We start from the raw sequence: 18,501 nt of genomic DNA on the forward strand, positions 1-18,501 counted from the left end.
CCATGGCCGATGATCCCCGCCCCTCGCCCCGTGCCGCCTCAGGCGAAGCGCCGCGCCCCGATTACGGGCCGGTCGGCGTCATCATGCTGAACACGCACTTCCCGCGCCTGCCCGGCGACGTGGGCCACCCGGACACCTTCGAGGGCCATGTGCTGTACCACCGCGTGACCGACGCCCGCGTTGCCGCCGTGGTCAAGCCCGGCCTGATGTCCGAGCCGCTGGCGAACGCCCTCCTGGACGCGGCCCGGGATCTGGAGCGCCGGGGCGCCGCCATCATCACCACAAGCTGCGGCTTCCTGAGCACCATGCAGGAGCGCCTGCGCGCGGCGGTGTCCGTGCCGGTGGTGTCCAGCGCACTGGTGCTGCTGCCCCTGCTGCGGGCGGGGTGCGGCCCGCACGCCCGGATCGGGGTCCTGACCTTCGACACCCGCGCGCTGACGGCCTCGCACTTCGGCGGCGCCTGGGGACCGGACGTGGTGCTGGAGGGCCTGGAGCTGTCACGGGAGTTCCACGCCGTCATCGCCGAGGACCGCCCTGCCCTCGATGCCGCCACGGCCGAGGGCGAGATCGCGCTCGCCGCCCAGCGCCTGCGCGCGCGGGCCGGCGGCACCCTGGACGCGGTCGTGCTGGAGTGCACCAACCTCGCCCCCTTCCTGCCCCGCATCCGCGCGGAGGCCGGCGCGCCGGTGTTCGATCTGGCCGCCGCCGTCCGGTGGATGGCGCGCGACCTCCTGTGACGGTCATCGCCCCCGCGACACGCACAGGGTCCGTTATCGTCTGGACTCCCCCCTGTCACAGACCGTACACGCTGCTGCATGAGCAGGCGGGCGCGAGACCCGGCGACGACCAAGACGGAGGATGCGGACCCATGGAACGAATCACGGCGACCGGCGGCGAATGGATCGTGGGCTGCCTCGACCGGCTCGGCGTCCGTCGGGTTTACGGCGTCCCCGGCGAGAGCTTCCTGCCGGTGCTGGATGCGCTTCACGAGTCCCCCATCAGCTTTATCGGCTGCCGGCACGAGGGCGGCGCGGCGATGGCGGCCGAAGCCGAGGCCAAGCTGACGGGCCAACCCGGCATCGCGTTCGTGACGCGCGGCCCCGGGGCATCCAACGCGGTCGCGGGCTTGCACGTGGCCAGCCAGGATTCCACGCCGCTGGTCCTGTTCGTGGGCCAGATCGCCCGGGACGTGCGCCACCGCGAGGCGTTCCAGGAGATCGACACCGCGCGCATGTTCGCCGACACGGCCAAGTGGGCGGCCGACATCGACCGGGCCGAGCGCGTGCCGGAGATGGTCTCACGCGCCTTCCACATCGCCGCCTCCGGACGCCCCGGCCCGGTGGTGCTGGGCCTGCCCGAGGACATGCTGCGCGACGACGCCACCAACCTGCCGCTGCCGGCGGGCTTCACGCCGGTCGAGATCCATCCGGCCGCGCAGGACATGGTTCGCATGGCCGCCCTGGTGGACGGGGCGGAGCGGCCGCTCGCCATCGTCGGCGGCAGCCGCTGGGACGCCGCCGCCGTCGCCGCCTTCACCCGGTTCGCGGAATCCCGGGGCCTGCCCGTCGCCTGCGCCTTCCGCCGCCAGATGCTGTTCGACCACAGCCACGAGAACTACGCCGGAGATCTGGGACTGGGCGCCAACCCGGCGCTGGTCAAGCGGGTGCGCGAGGCGGACGTGATCCTGGCCGTGGGCACCCGGCTGGGCGACGTCACCTCGCAGGGCTATGCGCTGCTGGACATTCCGCGCCCCCGCCAGACCCTCGTTCATGTGCACGCCGACCCGCAGGAACTGGGGCGGGTGTACCGCCCGGCGCTGGCCATCAACGCAACGCCGCGCGCCTTCTGCGGCGCACTGTCGAACGTCTCCCCGCCCCTGCGGCGCCCGGACGAGAGTGTGGCGCGGGCGGCCCGCCAGGCCTACCGCCTGTGGTCCACGCCGCCCGAGACCGGCCCCGGCGCGGTCCACATGGGACCCATCGTCAGCCATCTGGAAACCGTGCTGCCGGACAGCGCGATCATCACCAACGGCGCCGGCAACTTCGCCACCTGGGTGCATCGCTTCCACCGCTTCCGCGGCTACGCCACCCAGGTCGCCCCCACCTCCGGGTCCATGGGCTACGGCCTGCCGGCCGCGCTCGGCGCGCAGTTGTCGCACCCGGACCGCCTGGTGGTGTGTGTCACGGGGGACGGCGACTTCCAGATGACCATGCAGGAGGTGGGCACGATGACCCAGCACCGCCTGCCGATCCTGATCCTGGTCGTCAACAACGGCATCTACGGCACCATCCGCATGCACCAGGAGCGCAGTTATCCCGGGCGGATCTCCGGCACCGATCTGGTCAATCCGGATTTCGCGCGGCTGGCGCAGGCCTATGGGGCGTTCGGCGAGGCCGTGACCGAGACCGCCGCCTTCCCGGATGCGTTGGCGCGCGCGCTCGCCCATCTGGAAACGCGCACGGGACCGGCGCTGCTGGACATCCATCTGGACCCGGAGGCGATCACGCCGGCCCGCACGCTGAGCCAGATCCGCGCCGGAAGCTGAGCCCCGGCGCCGGAAACCTGCCTGTGCAAGCTTCAGCCAGTCGGATAGACTGCCCAAAGGGGGAGCAGGCTCGCCTTTGAAGGGCGCCACCATGGACCAGCCGTCTGGTCAGGACGCAGCACGCGCCGCGGTGCGCGAGGGAACGCTGCCGCCGTCCCGGCGCGGGGGGCGGCCGGGGATCGTCCGCGCCTTGTCGCTGCGTCTGTTCGCGGCGTCCGCGGTCGCCTTCGTGGGTCTTTACGCCTACTGGAGCTACGGCGTCTACCAGACCATGACCGAGGAGGCGGCGTACCGCGCCGAAACCCTCCTCGAAGAGCGGCGCACCTACATCCGCGCCCTGGTCGAAACCGCCGTCAACGGGGCGGACCATCAGCGCCGAACCGTCAACGCCCGCGCCCGCCAGGTGCTGCGCGAGCGTGGCCAGCGCGCCCAGGCCATCGCCCGCCACATCTGGGAAACACGGCCCGAGGACGCGACGCGCCGCCAGGTCCTGGAGCAGATTCGGGAGACGTTGCGCCCGATCCGGTTCGATGGCGGGCGCGGCTATTACTATGCCTTTATCATGGATACCGGCGAAACCATCCTGCATGCCGACAGTCCGGACCTGGAAGGCACGGACCTCCGCGTCGTGCGTGACCTGGAAGGTCGCCCGATCGTCCCCTCCTTGATCGATTACCTTCGGGAGCACGGAGAGGGATTCTACAATTATGTCTGGGAGCACCCGAATCGCCCTGGGAAAAACCACGCCAAGATCGCCTATGGCGTGCTGTTCGAACCCCTGAACCTCGGCATCGCCGTCGGCGACTACCTGGAGGACATGACCGCCACGGTGAAGGCCGAGACCCTGGCCCAGCTTGAAGCCATGCGGTTCGGCGACGATGGCTACATCTTCGCCGGCACCTGGGACGGAATCAGCCTGATCGAGCCCGCCAGGGGCCGCGACATGTGGGCGGTCACGGACCCCAACGGCGTCAAGGTCGTGCAGGAACTGGTGGGCGCGGCTCGCGCCGGCGGCGGCTTCGTGCGCTATGTCCGTCCCAACCTGCAGGAAGGCTATCCCAGGTCCGAGCGGCTGAGCTACGTGCTGCCGGTGCCGGAGTGGGAGTGGTACGTGGGCGCCGGCGTCTCCATCGACGACATCAACGCCACCATTGCCGATGTGCGCCGCGAGATCCGGTCCGACGCCCTGCGCAGTCTGGTCCTGGGTAGTCTGCTCGTCGCCCTGCTGGCCGCCGCCAGCTCCTGGATCGCCCTGCGCAGCGCGCGCCGGGTGGGCCGCGACTTCGCGCGCCTGGAAGCCGCCCTGGCCGAGGACGGGCGCAATCCGGACCGGCTGCAGGCCGATGCGCTGCGCCACGCCGAATCCCACCGCCTCGCCATCGCCATCCACGGCATGGTGGAGCGCCGCGACGCCGCCGAACGGGCCCTTGAGCAACAGTCCCGCAAACTGGAGCGCTCCAACGCCGAACTGGAGCGGTTCGCCTATGTGGCGTCCCATGATCTGCGGGAGCCGCTGCGCATCGTCTCCAGCTATGTGGGCCTGTTGCGGCGGCGCTATCACGGGCAGTTGGATGCCGACGCGGACACCTTCATCGACTTCGTCACCGAGGGCGCCCAGCGGATGCACGACATGATCGGCGACCTGCTGGAGTATTCGCGCATCAAGCGGTCCGCCACCCCGTTCGAGGCCGTGGACCTGAACGAGGTCTGCGCCCAGGCGGTGCAGAACCTGACCGCCAGCATCCGCGAAACCGATGCCCGGGTGCAGATCGCCTCGGCCCTGCCGACCGTGCGCGGGCGGCGGCCCATGCTCATCAGCCTGTTCCAGAACCTGCTTGAAAACGCCATCAAGTACCGCAACCCCGACCGCACGCCGGACATCCGGGTGCGCGGCGGCATCCGCGACGGCGAGGCGGTGGTGGATGTGGCCGACAACGGCCTGGGCATCGATCCGGCGTTCCACGCCCGCATCTTCCAAATCTTCCAGCGGCTGCACGCCGCCCACCGCTACCCGGGCACGGGTGTCGGGCTGAGCATCTGCCAGAACATCTGCGAAAGCCACGGCGGCCGGATCTGGCTGGATTCCGAGCAGGGGCGCGGCACCACGTTCCACGTTGCGCTGCCCCTGACCGACGGCACGGAAGCGTCGCCCGACGGCGCCGACTCTGCCCGCGAGACCGCCCCGGCCCGGTGACCCCAGCCAGGGGCCACCCCCGGGCCGCGCGCCGGGATCAGGGGCCTGTGGGGAACAGACGGGCCGCGATCGCCGCCGTGGACGTGCGGTTGCCCGCGCCCAGGGCGTCCTTCAGCGACCGGACGTGCGTCTTGACCGTGGCTTCGGAAATGCCGAGCGTCCGCCCGATTTCCTTGTTGGTCTTGCCGCTGGCCAGCAACTCCAGCACCTGGGTCTGGCGCTGGGTCAGCGTGGCCAGGGTGGAGCCGCGCAGGTCCTTGAGCACCTCGTCCGCGACCGGCTCCGCGTCCGTCTGGCCGGCTCCGGTCTGCGACCACGCGTCAAGGGCGGACAGCACCACCGGCGACAGGTCGTGGAAGCCCGACATCAGCACTTCGGCGTAGCGGGTCAGCAGGGCATCCGCACGGCCGGCGTCCCGCAGAAGCGACCCGGCCAGACGGCGGGCGGATTCGTCGATCACGATGACGAGCTGTTGGTTCCGGGGCCCCTGGAGCGCCCCGAACACGGCCGCCAGAGGGCGGCCCTGGCCGTCCTGCTTGACCGCTCGCATGTCCTGCCACACACCCGCCCCGCGCTCCGACGGGCTGCACGGCGCCGGAATCTGCAGGTGCTGGCTCAGACGATCGCCCACCATCTCGGTGTCCGGACTGCCCACGGCCCGACGGAAGACGGAATTCGCGAACGTGATCGTTCCCTGCTCGTCCACCAGACAGACGCCCAGCATGCCGCGCGCCAACACCTCGGCGAGGGCGGCGGCGGCGGACTGGCGCATGCTGTCCTGGGGCACGAATTCGGCGATTCCGATGGTCCCGATGAACTGGCCCGAGGCCGGATCAAAGCAGCGCCGCCCCTCCACCCGGCCGAACAGCGGCTTGCCGCGATAGGTCCGCGCCAGGAACATGGACCCCCACGTGCCGTCGGCCGTGGGCACCTGCCCGGCCGGCCGCAGTTGCGCGTTGAGGGTCCAGGAGCGGTCCTCGAACACGCTGTCGAAGGGCTCACCAATCAGTTCCTGCGGATGGCGACCGAACAGCTCCAGCACGAGACTGGAGACGAACCGGAAGCGGCCGTTCTGGTCGGTCTCCCAGACCACCCACGGCAGCAGGGTGGTCAGCGCCAGATATCGGACATCGTACTGGCCGGACGGGGCGCCGCGCCCACTGTCCGGTCCGATGAGGGTCTCATTCATCCTGCAACGTCTCCAGGTCGCGCAAGGCGCCGAGGAAACCGGGGCGACGGCCCCAGTGGGAAATGACGGTCAAGGCCGTCTCTTCCGACACCCGATTGAAGAAGTCGGCGGCCACGGCCGGGTCCTCGACCCCGCCGCCGGCCACTTCGACCTTCATGCCCGCGGTGACGGCGACGAAATCCAGGAACTCCTTGACGGTCATCCCGAGGGCCGTGCAGACGATGGCCAGCGCCTCGCTGGTCGGCTCGAACAGGATGCGCCGCACCAGCACCTTGCGCAGGCCCAGCCCCTTGCTGATGAGGGCGACGACCAGCCGGACGTCCCCGGCCGCCATGGCGGAGATCACCAGACGTTTAAGTCTTTCCTTGTCGGACGCGATCGAGTCCGCCAGCGCATCCGCCTTGCCTTCCAGACCGTCGTCGCCGGCCGCGATCTCGACATCCCGCAGCACGCTGTCCAGGTTCTCGTCCAGGGTGTTCGCCGAGATGTCCCAGTTGGTCAGGATGTACTGACGCAACGCAGCCGAGACCCAGTGGCACAGCTTGCGCGCCAGTTCCGGCGTCAGCTCGGCGCGTTTGACCAGCGGCTCATGGAACCGGCGCTCGGTGCGAGCCCGCTCCACCAGATAGGCCAGGGTGGCCTCGGCAATGGCGGCGGTGTCGTTGCGCAGCAACTCCACGATCACGTCGGATTCGCCCACGCGCGCGATGATGTCGGACACCGTTTCCGACAGATGCGGACGCTTGGCGATCGTCATGCGGTGTTCGATCGCCTTGTGGCGGACCAGTTCGATCAGGTCTTCGTCGCGCAGCACCCGGCTGCGCAGCAGGATCGGATAGGCGATTTCGATGGGTTCGTTCGCCAGGAACCAGATCAGGTCATGCGGGCAGTCGCCGGTATCGGCCAGCAGTTGCACCAGCCGGTCCCGGATGGAGCGCTCCAGCTTGAAGATCAGCGTCCGCAGGATGTCGCTCAGCAGGGTTCGTTCGGTGTCCGTCAGCGCACCGGGCCTATCGCCCAGCAGGTCGATCATGAACGACGCCAGCGCCGCCCGGGATTCCTGAGAACGCTGCCGGGCCAATTCCATGAGGTAATGCGAGTCGAACGGCTTCGCATCGCTCAAGGCGCTATCTCGTTCATTCTTTGTCATCGCAGGGTTGTGATGCACGCTGGCCCCCTGATCTCACGTCTACGTCTCGCCCCGGCCCTTCTTTCGGCGACGAGGCCGAAACGCCATGGTACGGTGCGCGACCGCGCGTCGGGAAGCCGCTCCCCCAAAAAAGCCGTGGGCCGCGAACCGTTTCTCGCCGCCCCCGGACGGATCATCCCGACCACCATGCTGAGCCTTTCCCGACGGCGATAAAAGCAAAACACCCGTCAAATTGTACAGCACAACGACGGGTGTGCCAATTCCGCCACAAACCGCAGCGTGTCGTCCGCGCGCCAGCCTCAGTGGAGACATGTATTTTAGAATGCTCCCATGAAGAGTCAATCTCTCCAAACTACAGTGTCCATTGGTCACTATTCCCGAAGTCACGACCACGCGCGGCGGCCGGACCTCGGGCGTGCTCCAGGACCCGCGCCAGTTGCCGTCTTGCGGGGCGCAAAGTCCGCCCCCCAGCCCGGCGCACGGCGCGGCCGGTCTCGACGGTATCGGGTCTTGGCGCGACGCCCTCGGGAGCGGATCGCTCGTTTTGAACGGCCCCGGTCATTTCTTGGTCGGGTCCGTTGCCGAAAGCCCGGGCCGTCCGGCCCGATCACCGGACTCGCCCACCGCTCCGCCCCCTCAGCCCCCCGCAACACGAGGCCCTCGACCCCATGGATCATGACCGCATCGCCGACGCCATCCTGACCGCCGTGACAGAGCGGGGCCCCGGCAAGACGCTCTGCCCGTCCGAGGTCGCGCGCACCCTGGCCGGCGACGGACCGGACTGGCGCCCGTGGCTGCGGTCGGTGCGCGCCACGGCGATCGCGCTGGCGAAAGACGGGCGCATCGGAATCTACCGCAAGGGCAAGCCGGTTTCCGATCCGGGCGCGGTCAAGGGCGTCATCCGCCTGGGCGTCGCGCCCGGCCAGCCGTCCGGTTGAGGTCCCCCTCAAACCGATCGGCCGACGATCCAGCGCCCCAGACGGATCCCGTACAGCAGCACCAGGAGGGCGATGTAAATCATCGGCTCCGTGATATCCGCCTTGACCATCATCAGGTAATGGGCGGCCCCCAGAGCGCCGGCCACATACACCAGGCGGTGGAGCCGCTTCCAGCGCCGCCCGCCCAGCCGCCGGACCATGGCCTGCGGCGAGGTGGCGGCCAGCGGGATCAGAGTCAACAAGCCCGCCATGCCCACCATGATGTATGGCCGCTCGGTCAGGTCCGAGATCATGGTGGGTCCGTGCAGCCCGATGTCCACCACCGCATAGGCGGTGACATGCAGCACCGCATAGGCAAAGGACCACAGGCCCACCATGCGGCGATAGCGGATGGGCCGCGTCGAGCCGGTCAGGTAGCGCAGCGGCGAGATGGCCAGGGTCGCGACCAGCAGTCGCAGCGCCCAGTCCCCCAGGTGGCGGACGATGGTCTCCACCGGATTGACGCCCAGGTCGCCGGTCGCCGCCCACAGGCCGAGGGCCGCCAGCGGCGCGCCGCAGGCGCCGAAGACGGCCCACCACCACACGCGGTCCTTCACGGGGGCGCGCCGACGCTCGCGCCCTCGCGGCGCGGCCTTGCCGGTCCGGTCCGCCATGGACCCGGCGGGGTGCGCGGAAACGGCTGTCGTCATGGCCGGTCACACCCCCGCATCGGCTAGAACTGCTTGGACAGGTCCATGCCGGCATACAGCGAGGCCACCTGCTCCCCGTACCCGTTGAACATGAGGGTCGGACGCCGGCCCCATTCGCCGATGCGGCGCTCGCGCGCCTGGCTCCAGCGGGGGTGGCTGACCTCGGGGTTCACATTGGCATAGAAGCCATACTCGTAGGGCTGGGACATGTTCCAGCTCGTGGCCGGCTCGGTTACCGTGAACGAGATTCGGACGATCGACTTGATGGACTTGAAGCCGTACTTCCAGGGCACCACCAGACGCACCGGCGCGCCGTTCTGCTTCGGCATGACGCGCCCGTACAGACCGACGCCCAGGATGGTGAGGGGATTCATGGCCTCGTCCATGCGCAGCCCCTCGCGGTAGGGCCAGTCGAGCACCCGGCTGCGCTGGCCGGGCATCTGGGTCGGGTCCTCCAGGGTCTCGAAGGCCACGTATTTCGCGTTGCCGGTGGGCTCGAAGCGCGCCAGCACCTTGGCCAGCGGGATGCCCACCCAGGGGATGACCATCGACCACGCCTCGACGCAGCGCAGACGATAGATGCGCTCCTCCAACTGGTGGCTGGCCATCAACTCCTCGGCCCCGAGAACGCCCGGCTTTGCGCATTCCCCGTCCACCCGGATGTCCCAGGGCGAGGTCTTCAGATCGGGCGCGTAGCGGGCCGGATCCTCCTTGGAGGTCCCGAACTCATAGAAGTTGTTGTAGGTCGTGATCTGGTCGAAGGCGTTCAGGTCCTCGTCGGTCGAGAACCGGCTGGGCGCGACGTCCGGCAGTTGGCGGAAGTCCTCCATCTCGGCGGCTCCGGCGGACCGGGCGGTCAGGCCGAGCATGCTTCCGGCCAACCCGGACAGGGCGGCCACACCGGCCCCCTGCATCAGGCGGCGGCGGTTCAGATAGACGGCCTCCGGCGTGATCTCGGACGGACGCGGGTCTGTGGACGATCGAAAGCGGAAGAGCATGGGTCTCGGTCCTCTCCTGAGCAAGACACGGGGGCGAGGCGTCCCGGGAGTCCCTGTGGATGTGGGAGCCGATGCTCGCTTTGGAATGTGTCCATTTTGCGTTGGGTAAAGACCGAACCGGCGGCGCCGCCTATTGCCGGCTGTAGCCGGGCTTTTCCTGATACTTGAACAGGTCGGAGTCCAGATCGACGCCGAAGCGCGGCGTGAACAGGGTGACCGTCACCTCGATGTTCTGCGCGTCGCGCACGCGCCATTGGCGCAGTTCCATGGGCGACAGGGCGAACACCAGGGTCAAAACGCCCTGCCCCGGGTCGTCGGTCTGCACCAGGTCGATCTCAAGCAGGCCGCCGCCTTTGCGCATCCCGGTCACGGTGATGTCGGGATCGGTGAACTCGACCCGCTCGCGCAGCAGGATGCCCAGCGGCGTATCGTTCAGCCCGATGTAGCTGACCTGATCCAGTTCGCCGTCCTCGAAGATGACGTAGTTGCCGTTGGCGACCACCAGAATGTCCGCCGGCGGATCGTACTCGATGCGCAGGCGCCCGGGCCGCTGCAGATAGACCGTCCCCTCGGCATAGTTGCCGCGCGACGAGGTCTGGGCGAACCGGGCCCGCATGGTCTGGATGGCATTGAGGGTCTGGGCGGCCTGCTTGAGCAGCACCGCCTCTTCGGTGGTCATCAGATAGGGCTGCGGACGCTGCGCATGCACCTCGGCCGGGGCGGTCACCCAGCCGGCGGCCAGGATTGCGGCCGCCACGGCCAGCAGGGAACTCCGGCGGAGGGAACGGAACAGGCGGACCATGGGGGCTCCTCGAACGAACGGCGGGACGGGTCATACTGGCCGGCTCTTGTCCTGTCTCGTCAGGACAAGAGCCATACGCCGGACGGTATCAGACACTAGCGTCTGATTGTGGCGCGAAAAAGAGGGGGTCCGCCCGGCAAGTCTTGCCGCCGTGGGCAGCCGTGCAGGCCATTCCTGCCCGCCGCGCCGGACGAGGGGACCCGAACCGCGCCAGAAACTCCGGCCGGATGGGTGGCACATGGTTTGCTGCGTCGGGCGCGAGGAGGGTCCGCCCATGTCGATAGACGCCGTCGGCTCAGATCACGCCGCGCCGGCCCTGAGAGAGGCGCCGCGCCCCATGTACGAGGGGCAGCCATACTATACGTTTGACGATGTGGTGGAGAGCTTCAGCTTCTGGGACGTGCTGGACATCTTCAACCCGCTGCAGCACATCCCGCTCGTCAGCACCCTCTATCGCGAACTGACCGGCGACGAGATCGGCGGCTTCGCCCGCATCGCAGGCGGCGCCCTGTATGGCGGCGGCGCGATCGGCGCGGCCGTGGGCGTCGCCAACATGGCCTTCGATGCCATCACCGACGGCGGACCGGCCCAGATCGCCAGAGGCGCGTTCGATACGGTGTTCGGAGACGACCCGCCCGCGTCCGGCCCGGCCATCGGCACCGACGCGGCCGGCGCGACGACGCTGGCCGCCGCCCCGTTGGGCGGATCCCTCCTCACCGACGGCACGCCGGGCGGCGGCGCATCGGCCGGCGGCGGCCGTTTCGCGCCGGGCTCCCTCCTGATGGCGTCGCTGGCGCGCGCGCCGGACCTGCCGGGACAGACCGCGGGCGGCGGCCTGCCCAACGGCCCGCTGGCCGGCGACATGCTCACGGGCCCGGCGGCGGTGGCCGGGACCACACCCCGCCCCGAAGCGGTCGGGGGTGACGTGCTGACGCTCAACACCGCCCAGGCGTCGGCCTTGGCCGCCTTCGTCGCCCAGCAGAGCGGCGGCGCGCGCGGCGCCGACCCCGCCGGCCGGACCGCCGGCACGACCGCCGCGGCGGCCGCCGCGGGACCCGATGGGGTCGCCCGGCCCGGCCTTGCCGCCGCCCCCTCCCCCTCCAGCAGCCCGGATGGCCAGAGCCAGGACATGCACCAGAATCCCGACTTCTCCGATCGCCCTGACGACCGCGACACCCGCCAACAGGCGGCCGCCCTCGCCATGCCGCCGGAGATCCAGCGGGGCCGCGAGGCCCATCAGGCCCTGCTCGCCGAGGCCCGCGCCGCCATGGGCGCGCCGGAGGCCGCCGGCGCCCTCGCCGGTCAGATGGTGCCCCAGATGGCCGGGCAGGCGGGCGGCGCTCCCGCGCCCACCGACAGCCGCCGGACCGGCATGACCCTTGCCGACTACCGCGCCAACCCGAACCGGCGCGCCGAGGGCCAGCCCCGCCCGTTCGGGACCACGGCGCCCGCCGGCGGCGGCCGCGCCGTCTCGGGCGTGCTGCCCGATGCCGCCACCATGGCCGGCCTGATGGAGCGCGGCGAGACCCTGGCCACGGCAGTGGCCCGCCAGGGCGAGCGCACCACCGCCAGCGTCCAGCCGCCGGTCCACGGCGCCGGGGACCTGGACTTCCGGGCCATGCCGCTGGCCTCCGAGCGTCCGGCAAGGCCCGCCACCGCCGCCACCGCCGCCACGACGCCGATGGCACCCGCGTCCGGACGGCCGGTGGCCGCGCAGCCCTGGTTCTCGGATCGCGTGATGGACGCCATGCGCCGCTATGACGCGACCCGCGACGACGGCCGGGCGCCCGCCACGTGATGAACGAGGCGGGCACGCTCGACGTCTCCGCGGACGGCTGGCTGCGTGTCGGCAACAGTGCGCCCCGGGCCTGCGCCCTGGGCCGCGCCGGCGTGACCGCCGACAAGCGCGAGGGCGACGGCGCCACCCCCCTTGGTGCGTGGCCCCTCCGTCGCGTGTTCTATCGGCCGGACCGCCTGCCGACGCCCCCCGACGTGGGCCGTTCCCGGTTGCCGGTCGATCCCCTCACGTCGGGCATGGGGTGGTGCGACGACCCCACCCATGCCGACTACAACCGACTGATCGCCCTGCCCCATCCGGCCGGGCACGAGACCCTGTGGCGCGACGACGGTCTTTACGATGTCATTGTGGTGCTCGGCCACAACGACGATCCGCCGGTTCCCGGGCAGGGCAGCGCCATCTTCCTGCATTGCGCGCGGCCGGACCCGGCCGGCCCGCACGGGTTCAGCCCGACCGCCGGATGCGTGGCCCTGCCCCGGCCCGACCTGCTCGATCTGCTCGCCGGCCTGGCCCCGCCGCCGGTCCTGTTGCGTGTTTCGGTCGGCGACCAAGGCGCGCCCTGATCGAAACGGCCCCCGCGCCGCCCTGCACGCAACACAGCGCACACCGGAGCCCGACTTTTAGGCAGGTTGCGTTTCGAGATTCCTTTCCCCATACTTCCTGGAGAAAAGTTTGGAGCCTTCCCCTCCCGGGTCCGGCAGGATTGCGGGCGATGTGTTGTGTGAAACCACGCGGGAGACCTTTGGGGGCGCCCGCCGGTGGGTCGCACTGATTTGGAGAGGCGTCCGGATCGGGTGGGATGTTGGGTCCCGCCCTTTACAGGGGCCGAGATCCGCCATCTCCTGATCCAACGCAGGGCGTCGGGCGGACTCAGTGGACCCCACCGCACGCCGCCGCATGAAGCGAAACAAGGCCTGCCATGAACATGCAATCCTACGAAGACGACGAAAAGCCGTTTGAGTTCGATCTGGGGCTGATCTGGCGTGTCGCCCGGCGCCGTTTCTGGTTTTTCGTGCTGCCGACACTGTTCTTCGGAAGCATTGCCCTGGTGGCCGCCAAGCTTCTGCCGCCCTCCTACATGTCGAAGGCGACCATCGCCATCGAGCAGCCGAACGTGCCGGCGGACCTCATCAATTCGACCGTCACGAGCATCGCCGCCGAGCGGATCGAGCTGATCCGGCAGCGGTTCATCGCGACTGACAACCTGGTGCGCCTGATCCGGGAGCACGATCTCTACCCGTGGCGGCGCGAGACCGAAACACTCACCCAGATCGCCAGCACCATGCGGGACGATATCAGCGTCCAGTTGATCCAGCAGAAGTCCGGTCGCGAAACTTACACTGTCGCGTTCAGCGTGGGGTTCTCCTACAGGTCGCCCGCGAAGGCCAAGGCGGTCGCCGATGCGCTGGTCTCCTGGTACCTGAGCGAGAACGCCCGCACCCGCCAGGAGCGGGCGCAGGAGACGGCCTCGTTCCTGGAACAGGAAACGCGCGCGGCCGAGCAGGAGGTGGACCGCCTGGCGAACGAACTCGCCAATTGGCGGGCGGCGAACCGGGACCGGCTGCCCGCCCAGCAGCCCATGATCCTGGAGCAGTTGAACGCCAAGCGACTGAACCTGCGGGACGCCACGTTCCGGCTTGAAGCGCTTCAGGGCGAGAAGACCTCGCTGGAGGCCAAACTGGAAGCGATGCGGGGCGACGTCGCCAATGCATCGTCGGGCCCCAGTGCTGGCGCGGTCGAGGCCGCTCGTCTGAACACGCTGCTGACCGACTTGCGGAGCCGCCGGGTGGCGCTGTCCACCACCTACACCGACAGGCACCCGGATATGGCCCGCCTGGACCGCCAGATCGCGGAAATCCAGTCCCAGTTGTCCCGGCTGCCCGCCGCCGCCGTGGCGGGCGCGTCGTCCGGCGCCAATCCGGGCGCCCGGATCGAGGAGATGGAACTCCGGCTGGAAGCCATGGATCGGAGCATCCGCCTGACCGAGCGCTCCATTGCCGTGATCGAGGCGGAGATCCAGGAGGCGGAGCAACAGCTTGAGGAAAGCGCCAAGGTCGCCGATTCCTATCAGGCGCTGGTGCGCGCCCACCAGAGCGCCGTCGAGGACTTCAATGTCCTGCGCCGCAAGCAGATGGCCGCCGACATGGGCGCCTCGCTGGAGATCAACCAGAAAGCGGAGCGCTTTACGCTCATCGAGCCCCCGCAGTTGCCGAGCCAGCGGGAAGGGCTACCGCCGTTGCTCATTGCGCTCGGCGGCATCGTCGCCTCCGGCGGGCTGGGCGTCGGCAGCATGGCGGGGGCCGAGTTCCTTGACAAGCGGTTGCGCAGCACCAGGAAAGTGGAGGAGATCGTCGGCGCGGCGCCGTTGATCGTGATCCCGGAAATCCGGACCCGACGGGAGCGCATCCTGAGGTGGACCATCCGGATCGCCGTGATGGTGTCCATCCTCACAGCGACGATCGGTGGATTGTGGTATGTGCATACCCAGGTCAAGCCGCTGGATATTCTCATCATCATCCTTGAACGGAAGATCGAAACACAGATCAACGCTCTGGGGCTCTAGCGGCCCCGGGACCACCAGGACGGACTGACGGGACCTCCGTGCCCCGCGCCCCCCCCGGAGAGGGGGCTTGGTCAGCGGCACGGACCCCGGCTTCAGCCAGGAAGGCTTCCATGGACAAGATCCAGAAGGCGCTCGAAAAATCGTGGTTGGAGCGCGACAGGGACCAGGCGGCGCAGCGGCGGGAGGGATCGGCCCCGGCCCGGCCGTCCCCGCCCGTGAACGGCGTTCCCGCGACACGTCAGGGCTCCGCGCCGAGCCCGACCGTCCAGCAGCCGGTCCGCACCGGGCCGACCCGCTCGCCGATGCCGGTCCCGGCGGCCGACGAAACCGACCAGATCGCCGACATTTCCTACACCCAGACGCGCGTCAATCCGATCACGCCCAAGGGCCTGGAAAAACGACGCCTGATCGCCGGCCTGCCGCAGCATGCCTATGCCGATACCTTCCGCATCCTGCGCACCCGCGTCCTGCAGCGCATGGAGCAGAACGGATACCGGACGATCGGGGTGCTGAGTTCCGTCGGCCAGGAAGGCAAGAGCCTTGTCGCCAGCAACCTGGCCATCAGCCTGGCCAACATCCTGACCCGCACCGTCCTGCTGGTGGACCTTGACCTGCGCGCGCCCAGCATCCACACCTACTTCGGCGTCTCACCCGAACCGGGCCTGATGGGCTATCTGCGCGAAGGGCGCGCGTTGTCGGACTGCCTTGTCAACCCGGGCATCGACCGGCTGGTGCTGCTGCCCAACGGCCGGCCGGCCATCAACTCGGCCGAACTGCTGACCATGCCCCGCATGACCGGCCTGGCCAAGGAGTTGCGGGAGACCTATCGGGATCGCGTCATCATCTATGATCTGGCCCCCCTGCTGCACACGGACGACGCCCTGGCCTTCATGCACCACATCGACTGCTGCCTGATGGTGGCCAGCGAGGGGCGGACCACCGAGAACGAGCTGAAACAGGCGGTCAGCCTGCTCAAGGGGCACAAGCTGATCGGCACCGTCATGAATCGGTCCACGGAGACCGCAAAGCACGTCAAGAAGAGCCGGGCCACCCGCTAGGCCCGGCGCGCGCCGTCGGGTGCATCGGGACCCAGGGGGGAAAACGGCGGGGGGACGCGGCGCGGACCGGATCGCAGGGCGCCACCGCCGCCGTCGGGAGAGCCAGAAAGGTGGACTGATGTACGCTTCGTTTTTCGGACTGCAGCGGAAACCGTTCTCGTTGCAGCCTGATGCTTCCTTCATGTACCTGGGGCGTCGGCACAAGCTGGCGTTTCACCTGCTGCAATACGGGCTGCTGGAGGAAACCTCGCTGACGGTCGTCACGGGCGAGATCGGGGCGGGCAAGACCACTCTCATCCAGTACCTGATGCGCAACATCCTGGCCGATGTGGAAATCGGCATCGTCAACCACACCCACGCCAACTTCGGCCACATCATGCGCTCCATCGCCGGGGCGTTCGGCGTGACCTGCGGCGACAAGGACAATCCGACCCTCTACGAGGATTTCGTGGCGCACGTGGACGAGGTCCACGCCAGCGGCAAGCGCGCCGTCCTGGTGATCGACGAGGCCCAGAACCTGTCGATCGACACCCTGGAAGAGATGCGCATGCTGCTGAACATCAACACCGGCGATCACTTCGTGCTGCAGGTGATCCTGGTCGGCCAGCCGCAGCTTCTCGACATGCTGAAGCGGCCGGAACTGACCCAGTTGGTGCAGCGCATCGGCATCAGCCACCACCTGGACAACCTGGACCTGCCCGAGACCATGGCCTACATCCGCCATCGCCTGCGGATGGCGGGGGCGGAGCGCGACATCTTCAACGATCTGGCCTGCGCGGCCGTGTACTACTTCTCCCAGGGCACGCCGCGGCTCATCAACCAGCTCTGCGACTTTTCACTGGTCTATGCCTTCAGCGACGACGAGGAGACGGTCACCTTCGAAACCGTCTTCGAGGTCGCCGATGCCCGCCTGGCGAGCGGCCTCAGCGCCTATCGGCATCTGCCGGAGGGCGACACGCCCGAGATGCTGAAACAGCGCCTGCTCCGGGACCTCTACCCCGACCACGACGTGCCCGAAAGCCAGCGGGCCGCCGGAGGCCGGGCGTCCTGATCCGCCCCCGCGCCGCCCAGGTCAGCGGGTCCGTTCAGCGGGTGAGCGTGCGCCGCACCGCGTCGCGCCACCCCGCCAGCCGTCGCGCCCGCTCTTCCTCGGACATGGCGGCCTCGAACCGGCGATCCGGCCGCCATCCGGCGGCGAATCCCTCCATGTCCGGCCAGACCCCGGCCTTGTGCCCGGCCAGCCACGCCGCCCCCAGCGCCGTGGTTTCCAGCACCATGGGCCGGTCCACCGGCGCGCCCAGAAGATCGGCAAGGCGCTGCATGGTCCAGTCGCTGGCCACCATGCCGCCGTCCACGCGCAGCACGGTGCGCTCGCCCTCCACGGACCAGTCCTTGTGCATGGCCTCCAGCAGATCGGCGGTCTGGAAACACACGGACTCCAGCGCGGCGCGGGCCAGCTCGCGCGGCCCCGTGGCCCGACTGAGGCCGAACATCGCCCCCCGCGCATGCGGATCCCAGTGCGGCGCGCCCAGGCCGGTGAAGGCGGGCACCAGATAGACCGCCTGCTCGGGGTCGGCCTCGGCCGCCAGGGGGCCGGACTGGTCGGCCCGCTCGATCAGGCCGAGCCCGTCACGCAGCCACTGCACCGCCGCCCCGGCGATGAAGATGGCCCCTTCCAGGGCGTAGGTGGTGGTGCCGTTCAGCCGATAGCCGATGGTGGTCAACAGGCGATTGGTCGAGGCCACCCGGTCCGTGCCCGTGTTGATGAGCGCGAAACAGCCGGTGCCGTAGGTGGATTTGATCATGCCCGGGCTGAAACAGGCCTGCCCGACCACGGCCGCCTGCTGGTCCCCGGCCACACCCAGGATCGGCACGCCGGTGCCCAGGATGGCGGGATCGGTGGTGCCGAAGTCGGCGGCGCAGTCCAGCACCTCCGGCAGCAGCGCACGCGGGATATCGAGCGCGCGCAAGAGGTCGTCGTCCCAGTCGCCGCGCGCGATGTCGTACAGCATGGAGCGCGACGCGTTGGTGGCGTCCGTGACATGGCGGCGGCCGCCGGTCAGGTTCCAGATCAGCCAGGAATCCACCGTGCCGAAGGCCAGGTGTCCGGCCTCGGCCTTTGCCCGCGCGCCCTCCACCGTGTCGAGCAGCCACGCGATCTTGCTGCCCGAGAAGTAGGGATCGATGATGAGCCCGGTCCGCTCGGTGATAAGGTGTTCCAGCCCCTCGGCGTCGTAGCGCGCGCACAGATCGGCGGTGCGGCGGTCCTGCCAGACCAGCGCCCGATGGATCGGCTGGCCGGTCTCCCGGTCCCAGATCAGCGTGGTCTCGCGCTGGTTGGTGATGCCGATGCCCGCGATGTCGCCGGCGGACAGCCCCGCGTCGGCCAGCGCGAGGCGCATGGTCTCCACCGTCGTGGTCCACAGGTCGGCCGGTTCGTGCTCCACCCAGCCGGAGCGCGGGAAGTGCTGCGTGAACTCCTGCTGCCCGACCCCGACGACGGCATATCGATCATTGAACACGATCGACCGGGTCGAGGTGGTTCCCTGGTCGATCGCCAGCACGTAGCCGCTCATG

The 18,501-nt window shown here is 69.4% G+C and carries 15 protein-coding genes; 9 read left to right on the plus strand and 6 right to left on the minus strand.

Features of this window, described 5'->3' with window-relative positions:
• Window positions 1-2: 2 nt before the first annotated feature.
• From GHC57_RS02250 to GHC57_RS02260, 3 genes are all read left to right on the plus strand, one after another.
• Complete coding sequence (locus GHC57_RS02250; protein WP_153340721.1) at window positions 3-737, plus strand: aspartate/glutamate racemase family protein; 735 nt, start codon at window positions 3-5, stop codon at window positions 735-737.
• A 131-nt stretch (window positions 738-868) separates the two neighbouring features.
• Window positions 869-2,545 (plus strand): thiamine pyrophosphate-binding protein, encoded by a 1,677-nt coding sequence (locus GHC57_RS02255; protein ID WP_153340723.1) that lies wholly within the window; start codon window positions 869-871, stop codon window positions 2,543-2,545.
• A 91-nt stretch (window positions 2,546-2,636) separates the two neighbouring features.
• Window positions 2,637-4,739 carry a cache domain-containing protein gene (locus tag GHC57_RS02260; protein ID WP_153340725.1) on the plus strand — a complete coding sequence of 701 codons (2,103 nt, stop codon included), beginning with the start codon at window positions 2,637-2,639 and terminating at the stop codon, window positions 4,737-4,739.
• Window positions 4,740-4,776: 37 nt separating this feature from the next.
• On the opposite strand, the gene GHC57_RS02265 is transcribed toward GHC57_RS02260, so the two are convergent.
• Both GHC57_RS02265 and GHC57_RS02270 read right to left on the minus strand, forming a co-directional pair.
• A complete protein-coding gene (locus tag GHC57_RS02265) occupies window positions 4,777-5,928 on the minus strand; it encodes a helix-turn-helix transcriptional regulator (RefSeq protein WP_153340727.1) in 1,152 nt (383 codons plus the stop codon).
• Entirely contained in the window at window positions 5,921-7,051 is a 1,131-nt protein-coding gene (locus GHC57_RS02270) for a DUF2336 domain-containing protein (protein ID WP_170294634.1), read from the minus strand. The genes GHC57_RS02265 and GHC57_RS02270 overlap by 8 nt, the downstream gene beginning before the upstream one ends.
• A gap of 695 nt (window positions 7,052-7,746) precedes the next feature.
• Between GHC57_RS02270 and GHC57_RS02275 the strand changes: the two genes are divergently transcribed.
• Window positions 7,747-8,016 (plus strand): DUF3253 domain-containing protein, encoded by a 270-nt coding sequence (locus GHC57_RS02275; protein ID WP_153340731.1) that lies wholly within the window; start codon window positions 7,747-7,749, stop codon window positions 8,014-8,016.
• Window positions 8,017-8,024: 8 nt separating this feature from the next.
• On the opposite strand, the gene GHC57_RS02280 is transcribed toward GHC57_RS02275, so the two are convergent.
• The 3 genes from GHC57_RS02280 to GHC57_RS02290 form a co-directional block, all read right to left on the minus strand.
• Window positions 8,025-8,705, minus strand: a complete 681-nt coding sequence (locus tag GHC57_RS02280) for a protein-methionine-sulfoxide reductase heme-binding subunit MsrQ (protein WP_246152083.1) — start codon at window positions 8,703-8,705, stop codon at window positions 8,025-8,027.
• Window positions 8,706-8,728: 23 nt separating this feature from the next.
• Complete coding sequence (gene msrP, locus GHC57_RS02285; RefSeq protein ID WP_153340733.1) at window positions 8,729-9,703, minus strand: protein-methionine-sulfoxide reductase catalytic subunit MsrP; 975 nt, start codon at window positions 9,701-9,703, stop codon at window positions 8,729-8,731.
• Window positions 9,704-9,833: 130 nt separating this feature from the next.
• A complete protein-coding gene (locus GHC57_RS02290) occupies window positions 9,834-10,505 on the minus strand; it encodes a LolA family protein (protein WP_153340735.1) in 672 nt (223 codons plus the stop codon).
• Window positions 10,506-10,779: 274 nt separating this feature from the next.
• Between GHC57_RS02290 and GHC57_RS02295 the strand changes: the two genes are divergently transcribed.
• The 5 genes from GHC57_RS02295 to GHC57_RS02315 all read left to right on the plus strand — a co-directional run bounded on the left by GHC57_RS02295 (window position 10,780) and on the right by GHC57_RS02315 (window position 16,975).
• Window positions 10,780-12,303: a hypothetical protein gene (locus GHC57_RS02295; RefSeq protein ID WP_153340737.1), complete on the plus strand. Its 1,524-nt coding sequence runs from the start codon at window positions 10,780-10,782 to the stop codon at window positions 12,301-12,303.
• Window positions 12,303-12,866 (plus strand): L,D-transpeptidase family protein, encoded by a 564-nt coding sequence (locus tag GHC57_RS02300; RefSeq protein ID WP_153340855.1) that lies wholly within the window; start codon window positions 12,303-12,305, stop codon window positions 12,864-12,866. Before GHC57_RS02295 ends, GHC57_RS02300 begins: the two co-directional genes overlap by 1 nt.
• A 356-nt stretch (window positions 12,867-13,222) precedes the next feature.
• On the plus strand, window positions 13,223-14,866 hold the full coding sequence (locus tag GHC57_RS02305; RefSeq protein ID WP_153340739.1) for a GumC family protein: 1,644 nt from the start codon (window positions 13,223-13,225) through the stop codon (window positions 14,864-14,866).
• Window positions 14,867-14,976: 110 nt separating this feature from the next.
• A complete protein-coding gene (locus tag GHC57_RS02310; RefSeq protein ID WP_153340741.1) occupies window positions 14,977-15,924 on the plus strand; it encodes a nucleotide-binding protein in 948 nt (315 codons plus the stop codon).
• Between the two features lie 118 nt (window positions 15,925-16,042).
• Window positions 16,043-16,975: an ExeA family protein gene (locus GHC57_RS02315; protein WP_153340743.1), complete on the plus strand. Its 933-nt coding sequence runs from the start codon at window positions 16,043-16,045 to the stop codon at window positions 16,973-16,975.
• 34 nt (window positions 16,976-17,009) lie between these two features.
• Here GHC57_RS02315 and glpK read toward each other — a convergent pair whose 3' ends face one another.
• Window positions 17,010-18,500 carry a glycerol kinase GlpK gene (glpK, locus tag GHC57_RS02320; protein WP_153340745.1) on the minus strand — a complete coding sequence of 497 codons (1,491 nt, stop codon included), beginning with the start codon at window positions 18,498-18,500 and terminating at the stop codon, window positions 17,010-17,012.
• Between the last annotated feature and the right edge of the window lies 1 nt (window position 18,501).

Source organism: Roseospira navarrensis (genome assembly GCF_009601025.1).
GTDB lineage: Bacteria > Pseudomonadota > Alphaproteobacteria > Rhodospirillales > Rhodospirillaceae > Rhodospira > Rhodospira navarrensis.

Coding starts and splice junctions, on each gene's coding strand:
- GHC57_RS02250 (WP_153340721.1), top strand. CDS start 3: ATGGCCGATGATCCCCGCCCCTCGCCCCGTGCCGCCTCAGGCGAAGCG.
- GHC57_RS02255 (WP_153340723.1), top strand. CDS start 869: ATGGAACGAATCACGGCGACCGGCGGCGAATGGATCGTGGGCTGCCTC.
- GHC57_RS02260 (WP_153340725.1), top strand. CDS start 2,637: ATGGACCAGCCGTCTGGTCAGGACGCAGCACGCGCCGCGGTGCGCGAG.
- GHC57_RS02265 (WP_153340727.1), bottom strand. CDS start 5,928: ATGAATGAGACCCTCATCGGACCGGACAGTGGGCGCGGCGCCCCGTCC.
- GHC57_RS02275 (WP_153340731.1), top strand. CDS start 7,747: ATGGATCATGACCGCATCGCCGACGCCATCCTGACCGCCGTGACAGAG.
- GHC57_RS02280 (WP_246152083.1), bottom strand. CDS start 8,705: ATGACGACAGCCGTTTCCGCGCACCCCGCCGGGTCCATGGCGGACCGG.
- msrP (WP_153340733.1), bottom strand. CDS start 9,703: ATGCTCTTCCGCTTTCGATCGTCCACAGACCCGCGTCCGTCCGAGATC.
- GHC57_RS02290 (WP_153340735.1), bottom strand. CDS start 10,505: ATGGTCCGCCTGTTCCGTTCCCTCCGCCGGAGTTCCCTGCTGGCCGTG.
- GHC57_RS02295 (WP_153340737.1), top strand. CDS start 10,780: ATGTCGATAGACGCCGTCGGCTCAGATCACGCCGCGCCGGCCCTGAGA.
- GHC57_RS02300 (WP_153340855.1), top strand. CDS start 12,303: ATGAACGAGGCGGGCACGCTCGACGTCTCCGCGGACGGCTGGCTGCGT.
- GHC57_RS02305 (WP_153340739.1), top strand. CDS start 13,223: ATGAACATGCAATCCTACGAAGACGACGAAAAGCCGTTTGAGTTCGAT.
- GHC57_RS02310 (WP_153340741.1), top strand. CDS start 14,977: ATGGACAAGATCCAGAAGGCGCTCGAAAAATCGTGGTTGGAGCGCGAC.
- GHC57_RS02315 (WP_153340743.1), top strand. CDS start 16,043: ATGTACGCTTCGTTTTTCGGACTGCAGCGGAAACCGTTCTCGTTGCAG.
- glpK (WP_153340745.1), bottom strand. CDS start 18,500: ATGAGCGGCTACGTGCTGGCGATCGACCAGGGAACCACCTCGACCCGG.